At 71.5% G+C, this 17139-nt stretch carries 15 protein-coding genes; 11 read left to right on the forward strand and 4 right to left on the reverse strand.

What is annotated here, in order from left to right; genetic code table 11:
• Positions 1-14 precede the first annotated feature (14 nt).
• Positions 15-2951 (reverse strand): tetratricopeptide repeat protein, encoded by a 2937-nt coding sequence (locus tag CHC05_RS03420; RefSeq protein ID WP_089244489.1) that lies wholly within the window; start codon positions 2949-2951, stop codon positions 15-17.
• 191 nt (positions 2952-3142) lie between these two features.
• Here CHC05_RS03420 and CHC05_RS03425 point away from each other — a divergent pair, with 191 nt between their 5' ends.
• Genes CHC05_RS03425 through CHC05_RS03440 form a run of 4 tightly spaced genes read left to right on the forward strand, consistent with a single transcriptional unit; the run spans position 3143 to position 6544 of the window.
• A complete protein-coding gene (locus CHC05_RS03425) occupies positions 3143-3343 on the forward strand; it encodes a hypothetical protein (RefSeq protein ID WP_089244491.1) in 201 nt (66 codons plus the stop codon).
• Between the two features lie 52 nt (positions 3344-3395).
• On the forward strand, positions 3396-4265 hold the full coding sequence (locus tag CHC05_RS03430; RefSeq protein WP_245870633.1) for an alpha/beta fold hydrolase: 870 nt from the start codon (positions 3396-3398) through the stop codon (positions 4263-4265).
• 55 nt (positions 4266-4320) lie between these two features.
• Positions 4321-5283 carry a TIGR03619 family F420-dependent LLM class oxidoreductase gene (locus CHC05_RS03435; RefSeq protein WP_089244493.1) on the forward strand — a complete coding sequence of 321 codons (963 nt, stop codon included), beginning with the start codon at positions 4321-4323 and terminating at the stop codon, positions 5281-5283.
• Positions 5284-5305: 22 nt separating this feature from the next.
• Positions 5306-6544: a 5'-nucleotidase C-terminal domain-containing protein gene (locus CHC05_RS03440; RefSeq protein ID WP_089244495.1), complete on the forward strand. Its 1239-nt coding sequence runs from the start codon at positions 5306-5308 to the stop codon at positions 6542-6544.
• Between the two features lie 56 nt (positions 6545-6600).
• On the opposite strand, the gene CHC05_RS03445 is transcribed toward CHC05_RS03440, so the two are convergent.
• The 3 genes from CHC05_RS03445 to CHC05_RS03455 form a co-directional block, all read right to left on the reverse strand.
• The gene (locus CHC05_RS03445; RefSeq protein WP_089244497.1) at positions 6601-7182 is read right to left on the reverse strand and encodes a hypothetical protein; all 582 of its coding nucleotides are present in this window, start codon (positions 7180-7182) and stop codon (positions 6601-6603) included.
• 14 nt (positions 7183-7196) lie between these two features.
• Complete coding sequence (locus CHC05_RS03450; RefSeq protein ID WP_089244499.1) at positions 7197-8816, reverse strand: ABC-F family ATP-binding cassette domain-containing protein; 1620 nt, start codon at positions 8814-8816, stop codon at positions 7197-7199.
• A gap of 154 nt (positions 8817-8970) precedes the next feature.
• The gene (locus tag CHC05_RS03455) at positions 8971-9780 is read right to left on the reverse strand and encodes a phosphatase PAP2 family protein (RefSeq protein ID WP_089244501.1); all 810 of its coding nucleotides are present in this window, start codon (positions 9778-9780) and stop codon (positions 8971-8973) included.
• 272 nt (positions 9781-10052) lie between these two features.
• On the opposite strand from CHC05_RS03455, the gene CHC05_RS41275 reads away from it, so the two are divergent.
• The 7 genes from CHC05_RS41275 (at position 10053) to CHC05_RS03485 (ending at position 17132) form a co-directional block, all read left to right on the forward strand.
• Complete coding sequence (locus CHC05_RS41275; protein ID WP_179266031.1) at positions 10053-10553, forward strand: hypothetical protein; 501 nt, start codon at positions 10053-10055, stop codon at positions 10551-10553.
• Positions 10546-11565, forward strand: a complete 1020-nt coding sequence (locus CHC05_RS03460; protein WP_179266032.1) for a UbiA prenyltransferase family protein — start codon at positions 10546-10548, stop codon at positions 11563-11565. Before CHC05_RS41275 ends, CHC05_RS03460 begins: the two co-directional genes overlap by 8 nt.
• Positions 11532-12776 carry an FAD-dependent oxidoreductase gene (locus tag CHC05_RS03465; RefSeq protein ID WP_179266033.1) on the forward strand — a complete coding sequence of 415 codons (1245 nt, stop codon included), beginning with the start codon at positions 11532-11534 and terminating at the stop codon, positions 12774-12776. Before CHC05_RS03460 ends, CHC05_RS03465 begins: the two co-directional genes overlap by 34 nt.
• Before the next feature lie 78 nt (positions 12777-12854).
• Entirely contained in the window at positions 12855-13844 is a 990-nt protein-coding gene (locus tag CHC05_RS03470) for a beta-L-arabinofuranosidase domain-containing protein (protein ID WP_144022463.1), read from the forward strand.
• 117 nt (positions 13845-13961) lie between these two features.
• Positions 13962-15308: an extracellular solute-binding protein gene (locus tag CHC05_RS03475; protein WP_089244507.1), complete on the forward strand. Its 1347-nt coding sequence runs from the start codon at positions 13962-13964 to the stop codon at positions 15306-15308.
• A 14-nt stretch (positions 15309-15322) separates the two neighbouring features.
• Positions 15323-16273 (forward strand): carbohydrate ABC transporter permease, encoded by a 951-nt coding sequence (locus CHC05_RS03480; RefSeq protein ID WP_245870634.1) that lies wholly within the window; start codon positions 15323-15325, stop codon positions 16271-16273.
• A gap of 1 nt (position 16274) precedes the next feature.
• Positions 16275-17132, forward strand: a complete 858-nt coding sequence (locus tag CHC05_RS03485) for a carbohydrate ABC transporter permease (RefSeq protein ID WP_089244509.1) — start codon at positions 16275-16277, stop codon at positions 17130-17132.
• Positions 17133-17139: the final 7 nt, after the last annotated feature.

Below are 17139 nucleotides of genomic sequence, written 5' to 3' on the forward strand. Positions count from 1 at the left end.
CGTACCCCTGGGGGTCAGGTGCGGTTCTTCCTGTCGTTCTCGTTCGCGAGCAGGCGGAGCTCCACGCGGATGGCGTCCTCGTCGCGGCCGTGGCGGGAGTACGCGGCCTGGAGTTGCGCCACGGCGAGCCGGTAGTCGCGCTCGTAGGGCTCCGCGTCCGCGGCGGCCAGAGCGCGGTAGAGGCCGACCGCCTCGTGTCTCGCGGCGAACTCGGCGTCGTGGTCGTTCAGCGCGCAGAGCTGCGTCGCCAGGTTGCCCAACGTCCCCGCCAGGCGGGGGTGGTGGGCGGGGTTGTCGGCGGCGAGGGCGCGATAGATGGTGACGGCCTCGTCGGTCGCGGCGTGCGCCTGCCGGTCCTCACCGAGCTCCCGCAGCAGGACGCCGAGGTTGCTCAAGGCCCTGGCCAGGTCGGACTGGTGGGCGGGGTTGTCGGCCACGAGGACGCGGTACAGGGTCACGGCCTCCTCGGTGACGTCGTGCGCCTGCCGGTGCTCACCGAACTCGCGCAGCAGGACGCCAAGGTTGGTCAGCGCCCAGCCGAGGTTCGGTTGATGGGCGGGGTTGTCCGCGGCCAGGGCGCGATAGAGCCCGAGGGCCTCGTCGGTGGCGGTATAGCCGGGCCGATACTCGCCCAGCTCCCGCAGCAGGGCGCCGAGGTTGCTGAGGGCCCTGGCCAGGTCGGGTCGGTGGGCGGGGTTGTCCGCGACCAGCGCGCGATACAGCGTGACGGCCTCCTCGGTGGCGGTGTGCGCCTGCCGGTCGTCTCCCAGCTCGCGATGGGCGGCGCCGAGGTTGGTCAGGGCCGAGGCGAGGTCGGACTGGTGTGAGGGCTCGTCGGCGGCGAGGGCGCGGTACAGCGCCACCGTTTCCTCGATGACGAGATGGCCACGCCGGTACTCGCCCGACTCCCGCAGGCAGAAGCCGAGCCTGTTGAGGGCCGCGGCGAGGCGCGGCTGGAGCGACGGGTCGTCGGCGGCGAGCGTGCGCCAGAGGACGACCGCCTCGTGAGCGACCTGAAGTGCCTGCCGGTGCTCGCCCAATGCTCCGTAGTGGGTGCTGAGGTCGGAGACGGCCGACGCGAGGTTGGGTTGGTGGGCCGGGTCGTCGGCCGCCAAGGTGCGCCACCGGGTGACGGCCTCCTCGGCGATGTCGAGGGCCGGGCGATAGTCGCCCAACGCCCACCGCCGGGCACCCAGGTTGATCAAGGCCCGGGCGAGCTGCGGCTCATGGGCTGGGTTGTCCGCCGCGAGGCTCCGCCAGAGCGTGACGGCTTCCTCGCTGGCGAGGTGTGCCTCCCGGTGCTCGCCCAACCCGCCCAGCCGGAGGCCGAGGACGTTCAGCGCGGCCGCGAGGTCGGGCTGGTATTCGGGGTCCTCGGCGGCCTGGGCCCGCCGAAGGCTGACGAGCCGCCGCGAGACCGCGATCGCGGTGCGGGGCAGCTGGTAGTCGACCACCTGCTGATCGAGCGCCACGAGGTGCGCCTCGGCGAGCTCCAGGTCGGCGATGAAGGAGGCGAGGTGGTGGTCGAGTGCGGCGGTGTGCTGCACGGCCACGAGCCGGATCGCCAGGAAGACCACCTCCGCGTCGCCGTCCCGCCACACCTGGGCGAGGGCCGGCAGCGCGGCGGGGAAGACGCTCGCCGCCCGGGTCAGCACCGTGGTGGCCCATTGGCGCTCGTCGGGATCCAGGTCGGCGAGCAGCCGCTCCGCCAGCGCCGGCTGTCGGGCCAGCCGGTCGGCGATGAACCAGTCGCCGAACAGGTCCGGCTGGATCCGTACGCCGGTGGAGTAGAGATGGGTGACCCACCGGGCGACGTTTCGCAGTCTCTCCTCGGCCGCGTCGGACAGGTCCGGGACCCGGCGCAGGACCCGCACGGCGGCGTCCTCGTCGGCGGCGCCGCGCAGGGCGAGCGCCAGGATGCAGCGCTCCCGGGTCTGCGAGCTGAGCGCGGACACGCCCCAGGTCGACGGCGACGCGGCCGCCTCCCACCAGGCCTCCTCGTGGGTGAACAGGTCGCCGATCACCGCGTCGATCGGCGACCGCCGGACCGACCCGTGCCGCTCGGCGGCCAGCGCGGTCAGCAGCGCGCGGGCGAGGATCATCAGCATGGTCTCGTGGTCGGCACCGACCCGCCCGGCCAGCACGGTCGCGGGCGGCGCCAGCACCTTGAGGTCCCGGGCGAAGCGGCCGACGGCCTGGACGTACCAACGCTCCCGGTCACCACGCCCGCCGTGCGGCCCGAGCTCCAGGAGCTGACCCCTGGTCAGCGAGCGGCTGGTGTCGGTCACCAGGGGCCGCAGTCCCGCCAGCAGGCCGGCGCCGTCGCGGGCGATCAGCAACACCCGCACCGGCGGAGTGCCGCGGTGCCCGGCCAGCGTCGACAGGAACGCGGGCAGGTCGGTGCGGGTGTCGGCGTCGTCGACGAGGACCAGGACCGGGTCGCCGCACGCCACGATCGCGGGCAGCGCCCGCTCGGCCTGACCCGGCACCAACGACCCCGTGACCCAGGGCTCGGCCAGCTCGCCGAGCTCGTCGGCCAGCTCGAGGCCCAGCCTGGTCTTGCCAACACCGGCCGGCCCGCACACCACCAGCACCGAGACCGCGGCATCGCCCGCACACCAGGCGACCAGCTCGTCGAGCTCACCGCGCCGACCCTGCAACGGCAGAGCCCGCCGGGCCGCCACCAGCAGCCCGAAGACGTCGCCGTCGGCGGCCTCGACCCGGTCGATCGGAGCCAGCGCCCGGGCCCGGGCCTCGACGACCGCCGCCCGCTGGTCCCGCTGCCGCAGCCGCACCTCCCAGACCGCCCAGCACCCGGCGGCCACCACGACGCCGGCGACCAACCCCCACGACGGCTTCGAGGTGGCGAGGTTGGTCAACGCACCGACGACGACGGCCAGTACCGTCGACACACCCGCGGGCAACCCGTGGCGCGCCCAGTTCGGATTCATCCGCGACTCCTCGACCGACTACGAGCCGACTTCCAGACTTCACTCCACGTAGCCACCCCGGGATCACCCACCAGGTCAGAAATCCGCCCGGAACCGACACAGAAACCGAGGCACATGGGAACAGCGCGCAGGACGTCGTCGGGACGAACCACACCTACGCGACCCTCGCGGGCCGGCCCCCGCCGATTCCGGTGGACGGCGACGAGGTGGGCGTCGTCGGCTTCCTGTTCGTCGGCGCCAGTGCGGTGGTCCTGCTGGTCTTCGCGGCGATGAATGCCGGGGTGACGCGCCTGCGCCCCGCCGGTATGACCGCCGGCCTGGCGTGGCTGTGGGCGGCGCTGGTCAGCCTGCTGCCGTCGGCCGCGTACCTGTGCTGGTTCCTCTGGCGCTGACATTCTCCGCTCGGGGACCGAACTTTCCGGCGCCGGTCCGCATCTGGACCTCGTGACGAACAACCTCAGCCCTGGTACGCACAGCTTCACCGTCGACGGGACCCGGCAGGTCTACCACGTGGCCGGTCGCGGACCGGTGATGATCGCCCACCCCGGAGGTCCCGGCGTCGAGTACGCGTACCTGCGCTCGGTGCGCCTCGAAGAGCAGTTCACCGTGGTGTACGTCGAGCCGGTCGGGACCGGTGAGTCGGGCCCGCTGCCGGGCGGCGCGACCTATGTGGACACCTACGTCGACTTCCTGTATGCCCTGGTCGAGCACATCGGCGTCGCGCGGGCGCTCCTGCTCGGCCACTCCCACGGCGGCATCGTGGCCGTGCGGTTCGCTCTCCTGCACCCCGAGCGGACGGCCGGCCTGGCCCTGTACAGCGCGACCCCGTGCACCACGCCCGAGTTCTGGGCCGCCGAGGAGGCCAACGCCGCCGCGTACGGGGAGCGCCACCCGGACGTCCCCGAGGCGGCCGAGATCGTGGCGGCCGCGACCCAGTGGGACGAGGTGAAGACCGACGAGCAGCAGACCGCCATCCTGCGGACCTTCCTGCCGCTCTACTTCGCGGACTTCTGGGGCCGGCGCGCCGAGTTCGACGTGCTCCGCAAGACCGTCCGGGCCTGGCACACACCGTTCGAGGACAAGAACGTCGACTACCGCCCGGAGCTCTGGCAGATCACCGCTCCCACGGTGGTGTTCACCGGCCGGCACGACTTCATCTGCGGGCCGGTGTGGGCGCGGCTCCTGCACGACGGCATCCCGGGCTCCGAACTGGTGATCTTCGAGAACAGCGGCCACTTCGCGCAGATCGAGGAGCCGGACGCGTACCACGACGCGGTGGGCCGGCTCGTGCGGGCCGCGTCCGAATCCGAGTAGTTGTGGGCCGGATCGGCGTGGTCGGGCGGTCAAGGCGGGTGTGACCCTCGGGGACATGGAACTTGGTCTCGCGCTGCCCACCGCCGGGCCGCAGACGTCGCCGGAGACGATCGTCAAGGTCGCCCTGGCGGCCGAACGGCTCGGCTACAGCGCCCTGTGGACGTTCGAGCGGCTGCTGCGGCCGATCGACAAGGTCGTGCCGCTGTACGGCGGCGAGCCCGAGCCGATGGCGGACTTCTACGGCTCGGTCTACGAGCCGCTGGAGACGCTGAGCTACCTGGCCGCGGTGACCCAGCGGATCAAGCTGGGCGCCGCGGTCCTGGTGGCGCCGCTGCACGTGCCCGTGATGCTGGCCCGTCGGCTCGCCACCCTCGACCGGTTCAGCGGCGGCCGGGTCATCGCCGGCCTGGGCCAGGGCTGGCTGCAGGACGAGTTCGCGACGGCCAACGTGTCGAGCCGGCGCAAGGGCGCCCGCACCGAGGAGTTCATCACCGCGATGCGGGCCGCCTGGGGCCCGGACCCGGTGCGGCACGAAGGCGAGTGCTACCGGATCACGCCGTCGCAGGTGAACCCCAAGCCGGTCCAGGCGCGCGTGCCGGTGCTGCTGGCGGCGACGTCGCAAGCCGCCGTCCGGCGCGCGGGCCGGATCGCGGACGGTGTGCTCCCGCTCACCTCTTCCGCGCGCGAGCTGCGCGACGTGGTGTCCACGTTGCACGCCGCCGCCCGCGAGGCCGGTCGTGACCCCCGGGACCTCACGGTGGTCAACCAGGCGCCCTGGCCGACGCCGGTCACCCGCGAGCCGATCGGGGACGGCCGGCCCTTCCTCGGTGGATCGCCCCGGCAGATCGCGCAGGACCTCCTGGCCGCCCGCGAGAGCGGCGCGACCCAGGTCTACCTCGCCGCCGGCCAGGGCCTCGGCCTCGACGTCGGCGTGCAGGGCGCCGAGGTCGACGACTGGCTCGGGTTGCTCGGCGAGGTCGTCGAGGCAGCCGACCGACTCGGCGTCTTCGCTCCGTAAAGGACAGCAGCTACTCCAGCACATGGAGGACGGCACCTGCAAGGGCATCCCGAGCATCGACCTGTGCTTCACCGACTCGACCGGCCGGCGGTTCCACGGCGCCGACTACGATTACTACTCGGCGAACCTCGTCGACGACCGCGGCAAGCCCGTGCAGCAGCCGTACCACGTCGAGTACGTGTCCGACGGCCGCGGTGGCACGCTTCCCGTCGGCTTCGTGCACGCGACCACCAAGCTGATGTCGGAAGAGCAGATGTCGTACACGCCGGCCGGCTTCGATTTTCTCGACGAGGCCGACACGATCAACAAGTACGCGGCGATCCTGCGCAAGCAGGGTGTCCGGGCGATCGTCACCGGCCACTGGCACGCCCTGGTCAACTGCATGCTGCCCGACCCGGCCGGCAACGCGCGTCCGGTGGTCGAGGCCGCCAACCACGGCCGACTGTTCAACGAGATCAACCTCCAGCTCGACCCGCGGACCGGTGAGGTGCTGCGCGACCGGACCACGTCGGTCAACCACGTCAACACCCGCGACGTGGCGCCGGACCCTTCGACGCTGCGGATCGCCGAGTACTGGCGGCAGCAGCTGGTCCTGCGCGGCAACACCGTCGCGACCCGGGTGACCGCGCCGCTCACCCGATCGGTCGGCGACAGCGCGGAGTCCACGATGTACAACGCCGCCGCCGACGCCTTCCTGTGGGCGGCCAACAAGGACGGCAAGGCCGACCTGGCGGTCGCGATGCCCGGCGTCCTCCGCCGGGACATCAGCTACGCGGCGGATCCGGCGAACCCGGCCGACGCGCCCGGTCGTGTGCTGTTCTCCGAGCTCGCGCTCGGCACCGTCTACGGCAGCGGCATCGGTGTCGGCCTGGTCCGCGGGAACGTGAGCGGCGCCAAGCTCGACGAGCTCCTGGAAAGCCAGTGGCAGCGGGCGGCCGACGGCACCGAGACCTATCGTCAGCTCGCCGTCTCGGACAACGTGCGCTACACGTACGACCCGACACGGCCGGTCGGCGACCGGATCGCCGCGGGCAGCATCCGCATCGACCGCAAGCCGGTCAAGGCCACGGCCACGTACCGGATCGCGACGCTGGCGAACAACTTCTTCGCCAAGAACGCGACGCCAGGCTTCACGGCCCTGTTCGGCGCGACGAAGCAGGACCGCAGCGCCTACAACGGCGGAGACGCCCTGTGGCGCTACCTGGAGAAGAAGTCCCCGATGAGCCCACCAACCCTGGGCCGCGCCCAGCCCCTGAGCTGACCATCCAGCGGGGCCTGGAGCACCCGCTCCGGGCCCCGCTACCAGCCATAGCCGGCTCAGTCCCAGTAGCACTCCAGGTGGTCGCCGGTCTCGACCGCGTCGGCGTCCACGCAGAACGTTTCGGCGGCCGCGCGTAGGTTCGCGTCGATCGCGACCGCGTAGACCGTCTCGAGCGATGTCCGGTAGTCGTCGCGGTCGCCGCTGACCGCGTAGCCCGCGGTGCGGACCTGGGGGTGGTCGCAGAGGAACTGGAGGATCTGCCACGCCGTCGGTGCGGCGTTCTGCTGGTCGAAGGGGTCGACGAAGCGGGCCTCGAACAGTGCCGCCAGGCCGGTCACGTCGAGGTCCTCGAAATACGCGATGCCCCCGGTGTAGGCGGCGGACCCCGAGATGTGCAGCATGCTGTCGCGCCGGCCCGCGTCCCTGTTGTAGGGGAACGGGTCGCGGGGCGCCGGCTCGGGGCTTCCGCACAGGGTCGGCAGCGCCACGGTGGGTGTCGCCGCCGGTGGCGCGGCGGCCGCGGTCGGGTCCGGGACCTGGGCCTGGACCGGCGGCCTGGGGTCGCCAGGTCCCGCGCAGCCGGCCAGGGCTGCCACGAGTGCACCGACGGAGACGAGGGAGGCGGCTGCGCGTAGCACCGGCAGAGTATGCCTCAGCCGGCGTCCGGGGCACCGGTCTCCAGCAGGCGGCCCTCGGACAGGCGCAGCCAGCGGTCGACTCCGATCTCCCGGAGGAACCGCTCGTCGTGGCTGACGACCAGGAGCGCTCCCTCGTACGCGTGCAGGGCGCTCTCCAACTGGCCCACGCTGACCAGGTCGAGGTTGTTCGTCGGCTCGTCCAGGAGGAGGAGCTGCGGGGCCGGCTCGGCGCCCAGCACGCACGCCAGGGTGGCCCGCAGCCGCTCGCCGCCCGAGAGCACGCTGACCGGCAGGTGGGCCCGGGGGCCGCGGAACAGGAAGCGGGCGAGCAGGTTCAGCCGCTGCGCGTCCGGGGTCTGCGGCGCGAACGCGGTCAGGTTCTCCGCCACGGTGCGGTCCAGGTCGAGCAGGTCCAGGCGCTGCGACAGGTACGCGATGCGCCCGTCGGCCCGTTTGATCCGGCCATCGTCGGGTTCCAGGTCGCCGCTGAGCAGCCGCAGCAGGGTGGACTTGCCGGCGCCGTTGGGGCCGAGCAGGGCGATCCGCTCCGGGCCCCGGATGGTCAGGTCGACGCCGTCGCCGGCGAACAGCGAACGCGCCCGCATCCCTTCGGCGGCCACGAGGGTGCGGCCGGCCGGCACGTTCGTGCCGGGCAGCTCCAACGAGATCTTCTGGTCGTTGCGCAGCGCCCGCCCCGCCTCGTCGAGCCGGGCCTTGGCGTCGCTGACCCGTGCCGCGTGCAGCTCGTTGGCCTTGCCCGCGGACTCCTGGGCGTCCCGCTTCATGGTGCCGGCGAAGATCTTCGGGAGGCCGGCGTTCTTGAGGTTGCGGGAGGCGTTGCTGGCCCGCCGGGCCGCCCGTTCGCGAGCCTCCTGCAGCTCGCGCTTCTCGCGCTTGAGCTCCTGCTCGGCGTTGCGGACGTTCTTCTCGGCCACGTCCTGAGCGGCCCGCACCGCCTCCTCGTACTCGGTGAAGTTCCCGCCGTAGAACCGCATCTCACCGCGGTCGAGCTCGGCGATGCGGTCCATCCGGTCGAGCAGGGCCCGGTCGTGGCTAACCAGCAGCAGGCCACCGGTCCACTGCTCCAGCAGGTCGTACAACCGGTGCCGGGCTTCCAGGTCGAGGTTGTTGGTCGGCTCGTCGAGCAGCAGCAGGTCGGGCCGTTTGAGCAGCTGGGCCGCGAGGCCGAGGGAGACGACCTGGCCGCCGCTGAGGGTGTCCAGGCGCCGGTCGAAGGAGAGGTGACCGAGGCCGAGCCGGTCCAGCCCGGCCCGGGTGCGCTCCTCGACGTCCCAGTCGTTGCCGATGGTGGTGAAGTGCTCCTCGCTGGCGTCGCCCGACTCGATGGCATGCAGGGCCGCGACCACCGGAGCGATCTCCAGTACCTCGGCCACGGTCAGGTCGCCGACGAGCGGCAGGCTCTGCGGCAGGTAGCCCAGGACGCCGTCGACCGAGACGGATCCGGCGGTGGGCCGGTACTCACCGGCGATCAGTTTGAGCAGCGTGCTCTTGCCGGCCCCGTTGGGCGCGACCAGCCCGGTGCGGCCGCCACCGATCGTGAACGAGAGGCCGTCGAACACCGGGGTGTCGTCGGGCCAGGAAAAGGACAGGTTGGTGCAAACGACGAAAGACATCGGAAGGAACCTCAGACGTGAGGGCAGGCGGACGCTAGCCGCCCGACAAGGGGGGACATGGTCACGGAAGTACGACTGTCCGGTCTCACCCGGAGATGTCGTCGTCGCCCGCCATGTCTCGTCTCCCCTGTCTCGCTGATCACCGCCGCACGGATCAGCCGCGATCCACCGTAGCACCGCCCAGGCGCATCCGCCCGGGCCGGCGCGGCTCCACAAGAGATGGTCGGCGCGGCAGCACGAGGGCGGCCGTGACGGCGACCATGGCCACCGCGACGATCGCGTCCAGCCAGTAGTGGTTGCCGGTCGACACCACGACCAGCAGGGTGATCAGCGGGTGGGCGAGCCACAGCCACCGCCAGCGGCTCCGGCCCGCGGCGACGAGGGCCACCGCGACCACCAGCGCCCAGCCGACGTGCAGGGACGGCATCGCCGCGTACTGGTTGGTCAGCGTGTCGGTGTCCGGCGGGCCGTAGACGCTCGGGCCGTACACGGCTCCCGTGTCGAGCAGGCCGGTCGCCGGGACCAGCCGGCCAGGCGCGAGCGGAAACCACACGTGCACGACCAGCGCGGCCGCCGTCAGCCAGGCCAGGGTCCGGCGCGTGGTCCGGTAGAGCTGTGCGCGGCGCAGGTAGAGCCAGATCAGCACCGCGGCGGTCGCCGGGAAGTGGACGTAGGCGTAGTAGCTGTCGGCCGCGGTGACCAGCCAGTCGTGGCTCAGCAGCGCGTGTTGGACGGACAGCTCGCTCGGCAGGTGCAGCCAACGCTCGAAGCGCCAGACCGACGTCGCGTTCTTGGTGGCCTCGCCGACATGACCCGAGATGACCTGACGGCCGGCCTTGTACGCGAGGAAGAGCACGACGACCAGCAGAAGTTCGAGGATCGCGGGGCGCCAGCGGCTGCGACGTATCGGAGGTTCCGGGACGGGTCGCGGCGTCCGCCCGGCCCCGCCTCCACTGATCCGCATGCCCTTCCGGCACCGGACGGTGCGGGTGACGCGCCGTCCAGCGGGCGTCCGCTGACGCTGAGCTGTCGGGCTGGTCATCTCACCTCGGAAAATGGATCTTCGACCCCTGACCATGGCAGCTCGGCGTTCGCCGATCAAGGAAGAACGTTCGCGTTTGTCCTTCGTCACACGCCGTGCGTGCTGTGCGTCTCATCGGGCGCACTTGTTCGCGTGCGACGCGCGGGGCTACGCTGCGGCCAACTTGAACGTGTTCAAGTATGGAGGTGATCAAGGTGAGAGCACCCCTGCCCTACCTGGTCGCGGGCCCGCCGCGCTCGACCCCGCTGCGGCGCGTGTCCCATCCGGTCCGGGCGGCGGCGGCCTACCTGGCGTTGCCCGCCGCGTCCGACGGGCTGCGACTCTTCGCGGTCGCGCTCTACTCCACGGCGGTGGACGACCCACGCACCGCGGCCGAGGCGGCGGCGATGTGCGTCGCGCACCGACGACGGCGTCCGATCCGGCCCACCATCGTCCGGACAACGATGGCCAGCGCCGTCAACCTGCCGAACCTCTGCGAGCGCGCCACGTTGACCACGGCGGACGTGACGTTCGCCGAGCTCGACGGGCCGGTGCACGACGCCTGGATGTGTGCGGCCGGGTGGCGCACGGCCGAGGGTCTACGCGCCGTCGCGGTCGGCGTCGGGACGGCGGGCCGGGCGGCGTTCGACGAGGCCGACGCGTTGGCCATGCTGGCGCGCCTTCGGCTCAGGACACGGCGAGCCACCCGTGGCTGAGCAGCGCACGTGGCATCCCGCCGTCGCCGTACTCAAGATCAGCAAGGTGCCCTTCTGGTTCATCTGGGTGACGCCGTTCACGTTCGCCTACCTGGCGTCCGCACCGGAGGGTGGGTCGACGCACCTGTGGTGGTTCGTCGTCAGCGTCGCCGGCATCTGCCTCGTCGAGTCCGCGAACTGCATCCACAACGAGCTCGTCGACCACGAGGAGGACGCCGCCAACCAGCCCCGCCGGCCCTCGCTGGTCAGGTCGGTCGGCGAACCGGTGCTGTGGCGCACGGCAGTCGGCGGCTACCTGGTCAGCCTCTGCGGCGCGATCGCGACCGGCGTGCTCGTCAACCCCGTCGTCGCGGTGATGATGCTCGCCGCCTGGCTGGCCGCGCCAATCTACAACTGGGGCCTGCGGCTCAAGCGCCGGCCCGGGTGGGCGGAGCTGGACATCGCGTGGGCGACGCTCTTCGGCTACCTCGCCGGCTGGACCTGGCACCAGCCACTGTCCACAGTGCCCGCCGTGGTGTGGCTCGTGACGTTCTTCTTCGGCGTCAGCGCACTCCTGAAGGACCTGCCCGACGTGGTCGGCGACGAGTCGGTCGGCGCGCCCGGCGTGTTCAGCCTCCGCAACCGGTTCACCCGCCGCGTGGCGCTGACCGTCATCGCCGGCTCGCCGTACCTGGTGCTGCTCGCTTTGACGGCGACGGGCCAGCTGCCCCCGCGCATGCTGGCCCTGGCGGCGCTGAGCGTGATCGGCGCCGCCGTCATGGTGCTCGGCGAACGCGCGCACACCCTGGAGACCTTCATCCTGGCGTACGAGCTCGCCTTCTCCTACGTACACCTCTTCATGCTCGTGTTGTTCGTCCTCTACAGCCCGGGCCTGCTGGCCGTGACGGTCGCGCTCTGCCTGTTGGCAGGGCGGACCCTCGCGCTGGCCCTCCAGCTCGCGCCACGCTTCGCCGAACCCAGCTTCACGTGGTCCGGATCGTGGCGGGTCCTCACGAACGCGACGGTCTCGTGAAGGCGTACGACATCGTCGTCGTCGGTGCCAGCGTCGCCGGGACGGCGTTCGCCATGGCGCTGCGCGACGAGGGCCTGCGCATCCTCGTGGTCGATCCACAGGTCGACTTCGACGAGTCGAGAATGACCTGGGGCCACGACATCGAGCCGAACGGGCTGCTCGCGCTCGACTGGCTCGGCCTCCTCGACGACATCAAGCGACTGGGTGTACGGCACGAGCGCTGGATCGCGGAACGCGAAGGCGGGGGCCGGCTGTCGGAGTGGCGCTACGACGAGCTGCGCCACACCCACGCGTACGCCGTGTGCGTGCGCGCCCATCTCCTGCGCCGCCGGCTCCGCGAGCGCCTGTCCGGAGTCGACGTCGTGATCCCGGGCGCGTTCCAGGGCTACCGCCGGGTCGAGGGCGGCGTGCACGTCGACATCGAGGTCGAGGGCGAGCGCCGCACGGCGTCGGCCAAGCTGCTGGTCGGCGCCGACGGCCCTCGGTCGCGGGTGCGCGCACAGGCCGGCATCGGCGCGCGGGTGCGCCGGTACTCGCACTCGTGGGTGGACACCATCATGAGCCGCGACGACGACACCCTCACGGAGGGGCACATCTACTTCGGTCGCGGCTCGTACCTCGGCGTCGTCCCGACCCGACCGGGCGAGTTGGTGGCGTTCGAGCTGACCGCAGGCCCGCACCGGGTCGGCGGCATCGAGCGCTTCCGAGAGGACTACGTGCGGAGGGCGCCGATCCTGGCGGGCTCGGTGGACAGCGTCGAGTCGTGGGACCAGGTCACGGTCGCGCCCGGGTTCCGCATGCGGGCGGAGCGCTGGGTCGCCGACCACGTGGCGCTGCTCGGCGACGCCGCCCTGACCGTGAACCCGATCACGAGCCAGGGCGTCTCCCTGGCCCTGGAGGACGCGCTGACGCTGGCGGTGGTGACCGGGCAGGCGTTCCGCCGGGGCGACTTCACCGCACGCGCCCTGCGCCCGTACGAGCTCTGGCGACGGCCGCAGGCGGAGCGGATCCAGGAGTTGGGGGACCTCTCGTTGTGGGGTTTCACCCGCCGCAGCAGGGTGCTGTCCGCGCTGAAGGAACGCACCCTGCGCCACCTGGCCGCCGACCGCGACTTCCGGACCTATGTCATGGCGTCCTACTGCGGCCTGCACTGGCTGACCCCCAAACCGCTGACCATCCTGAACGCGGTGCGCCGTCCTCACCCCGTATAGGCACTTATCAGTCGCGGCGATCTCGATTGCTCGTTTCGGTCCTTGCCGGGCCGGCCGGACACGGCGTTCGCTGGCGGCATGTCGAGCCCAGGGCCCGTGGCGCCGACCGCCGCCGCGGCCTGCCGGCTGCGTCCGCTGCCGCTCGGCGCCGCCCGCATCACCGGCGGCCGCTGGGCGGCGAGCCAGCGGGCCAACCGCGCCGCCATCCGGGCGGGGCCCGCCGGGAACGGCTACGCATGGCTGGAGGCCGCGGCGTGGGAGTACGCGCGCGAGCCGGACGCCGGCCTCCTGCGCACCCTGCGCGCGGCCCCGCTGCCCGTGCGGGAGGGCCAGGCCGGCCATCTGCTGCGGGCCGCGATCGCGCTGGTCCGCGCCACCGGCGACCGCCGCCCGCTCCAGGTCGCCACGGAGGTCGCGGACGCGCTCGACGGGAACCCGGGCTGCCACCCGGGGCTGGCCATGGCACTGGTGGAGCTGTTCCGCGAGACCGACCACCATCGGTACCTCGACCTGGCCCGCCAGCTCGTCGACGCGCACGGCCCGACCCGGCCTGGCTACCTCGCCGCCGGCGCGGCCGACGTCGCGATCGAGCAGGACGACGGTGACCTGCTCGACGCGCTCACCCGCCACGATCCCGACGCCGGCGGCCCGGGCGGCCTGCACTGGGCCTGGCGGATGCTGCTGGCGACGGGCGAGCCGCACTACGCGGACGCGGCCGAGCGCCTGCTGGACGACCGGGACCCGCGCACCCTGTCGAGCCTGGACACGTACCTGGCCACCACCGACGCCGACGGTGTCCAGCTCCACCTCCACGTGCCCTGCCGGGTGACCGCGCGGCTCGGTGAAGGCCGGATCCAGGTGGCGGTCGAGACCGGCGACAACCGGATCCGGGCCCGCGTGCTGGACGCACCACGCCGCGAGTGGACGCTGTCGATCCGCGTGCCCGCCTGGGCCGGCGCGGCCCAACTGCGTCTCGACGGCGGCCGGCAACGGGCGTGGGCCGGCACGTACGCCGAGGTGGTCCGCACGTGGCAAGCCGGCGACACGATCGAGCTCCTCCTGCGTTGAGCGATCTTTCTCGTTTCGTGTGCGGCCGATCTGTGATTGCGAAGATCAACTCATGGATTTCCCGTCCGCGCGACGGCGAGGCTCAGTCAACGCGCCGGCGTGGAAAGGACGGGAGCCATGACGAACCATCCCGATCCGCGGGGGTTCACCCGCCGTCGACTGCTCGGAGCCACCGCCGCCGCCATCGGGCTGGGTGCGACGGGTGCGCTCGGTGCCTGCTCCACCGTGGCCGGTGGGCTCAGTGCCTCCCGGGACACCGGGACCCTCGACTTCTGGAACCTGTTCGGTGGTGGCGACGGCGTACGCATGCAGCAGATGCTCGACGCCTTCCGGGCCGAGCACCCCGAGATCGAGCTCGCCGCGGTCACCCTCGCGTGGGGCAATCCGTACTACACGAAGCTGTCGCTGGCCACGCTCGGTGACCGGCCGCCCGAGGTCGCGATCGCGCACCTGACCCGGATGAAGAACCTCGTGCGAGCCGACCTGCTGGAAGAGCTGCTGCCCGAGGACCTGGCCCGGCACGGGATGACGCCCGACAAGTTCAACTCGCGGGCGTGGGAGGCCGGGCTGGTCGACGGCAAGGCGTACGCGCTGCCGATCGACACCCACCCGTTCGTGATGTTCTACAACACCGACATCTGTAAAGAGGCGGGCCTGCTCGACGACGCCGGCAAGCTCAAGCCGTTCGACAGCGAGGCTGGGTTCGTCGACGCGATGACCAAGGCCAAGCAGGTCACCGGCACGTACGGCGGCGCGGTCGCGTTCACCTCCGAGACCGCGACGCCGTGGCGGATGTTCCAGTCGTTCTACTCCCAGCTCGGCGGGCAGATGCTCGCGGACGACGGCACCCGCGTGGTGATCGACGACGCGAAGGCGACGCGGGCGCTGGAGTTCATGGCCGGGCTCACCCGCGACGGGCTGTTCCCGAACCCGATCGACTACCAGGGCTCGATCGCGATGATGGCCAACGGCGACATCGGCTTCTTCTTCCAGGGCGAGTGGGAGATCACCACCTTCCAGACGGCGAAGCTGCCGTTCAGCATGACGCTGTTCCCCAACGTCTTCGGCGGCGGCACGTACGCCGTGCAGGGCGACTCGCACACCTTCGTGCTCCCCCGCCAGCCGCACCGCGACCAGGCCCGGCTCGACCGCTCGCTGACCTTCGTGCGGTCCATGTTGGACCAGAGCAAGACGTGGACGGAGGGCGGGCACGTGCCGCTGTGGCTGCCGTTCGCGGACAGCCCCGAGTACGCGCAGATGAGCCCGCAGTCGAACTACGCCTCGGCGGCGGACGGTGCCGCGTACGACGCTGAGGGCTGGTACTCGGGCTCCGGTTCCAACTTCGAGATCATCACCGGCTCGGCGATCGGCGACGTGCTGGCCGGCGCCTCGACCCCACAGCAGGCCATAGCCCAGATGCGCGGAAGCCTCGAGCAGCTCGCCCGCACCGCGTCACCGTTGTAGACCGGGAGGCACCCGTGTCCACGCAGACACCCGTACACACCGACAGCGACGCCGACCGCGGCATCGCACCGACCGCACCACGCCCGAGCGCGGCTCCGGGACAGGGCCGGCCCGCGGCGGCGTTCCTCACCCCGTTCGTCGTCCTCTACCTGTTGTTCATCATCGGCCCCGCGTTGTACGGCCTGGTGCTCAGCTTCACCGACGCCAGCCTGGTCAAGCCGGGGCTGAACGGCGGCGCCGGGTTCGGCAACTACGCCGAGGCGCTGAGCAACGCGGACTTCTGGTCGTCGCTGTGGCACACGCTGTGGTTCACCATCCTGACCACGCCGCCCCTGGTGATCCTCGGCTTCCTGCTGGCGCTGCTGGCCAACCGGGTCGCCCGCGGCCGCTGGTTCTTCCGGCTGGCCTTCTTCGCCCCGTACATCCTGCCGTCCGCGGTCGTGGCCCTGATCTGGATGTGGCTCTACACCCCGGCGCTCGGCCTGTTCGACACGATGCTGGCCAAGGTGGGCATGACCGCGCCGAGCTGGCTCGGTGATGCCGCCTGGGCGATGCCGTCGCTGGCCATCACCACCGTGTGGTGGACACTCGGGTTCAACTTCGTGCTCTATCTCGCCGGCCTGCAGGAGATCCCGCGCGACCTCTACGAGGCGGCGGCGATGGACGGGGCCAGCCCGTGGCAGCAGATCCGCAGCATCACGATCCCGATGCTGGGCCGCACCACGACGCTCGTCGCGGTGCTCCAGGTGATCGCGTCACTGAAGGTCTTCGACCAGATGTACCTGATGACCGGCGGTGGTCCGAACTTCGCCACCCGGTCGATCCTCCAGCTCGTCTACGACGAGGGCTTCACCAACTATCGCGTCGGGTACGCCGCGGCCGTGTCGATGCTGTTCTTCCTCGTGGTGCTCGCGGTGTCGGCCGTGTGGTTCACGCTGGTGCGCAGGCAGGAGAAGGTGGTCTGACATGGCTAACCCCGACGTCGGCATCACGATGGAGCGGATCAACGCCCGCGAGAAGCTGTTCAACCGCATCTGCGCCGGCGTGCTGATCGCCTTCGCGTTGCTCTGGCTGGTGCCGTTGCTGTGGGCGGTGGACACGGCCATCAAGCCGAACGCGGAGACGACGCGTACGACGTGGCTCATCGACAACCCCACCCTGGACGCGTTCACCCGTACGCTGCGGGACACGGACATGTGGAGCTGGTACGGCGCCTCGTTCATCGTCTCGTCGCTGGCCGCGCTCGGCACCGTGATCGTGGCCAGCATGGCCGCCTTCGCCCTGTCCCGCATGCGGTTCCGCTACAAGAACGTCGTCTTCTGGGCGATCCTCGCCGGCATCATGATCCCGGGGCAGGTGCTGATCGTGCCGTGGTTCCGCGAGTTCGACGCGCTGCGGCTGCTGAACACGTACTGGGCGGTGATCCTGCCGCAGCTCCCGGCCGCGATCGCGGTGTTCATCTTCAAGCAGTTCTTCGACGGGCTCCCCCGCGACCTCGAGGAGGCGGCCCGGATGGACGGCGCGAGCTTCTTCCGGGTCTACCGCCGGATCGTGCTGCCGCTGGCCCGGCCCGCGGTGGCGGCCGTGGCCATCTTCATCTTCGTGACCACCTGGAACGACCTGCTCTGGCCGTTGCTGGTGCTGAGCAACCCCGACCTGATGACCGTGCCCGTCGGGCTGGCGACCGTGCAAGGGGCTTTCGGCATCCGGTACGCGGACACGATGGCGTCGGCGATCCTCGGCGCGATCCCGTTGGTGGCCGTGTTCCTGCTCTTCCAGCGGCAGATCGTGCAGGGCATCGCTGGTTCCGGACTCAAAGGTTAGGGGACTC

Origin of the sequence: Asanoa hainanensis (assembly GCF_900188485.1) — a bacterium.
Taxonomy (GTDB): domain Bacteria; phylum Actinomycetota; class Actinomycetes; order Mycobacteriales; family Micromonosporaceae; genus Asanoa; species Asanoa hainanensis.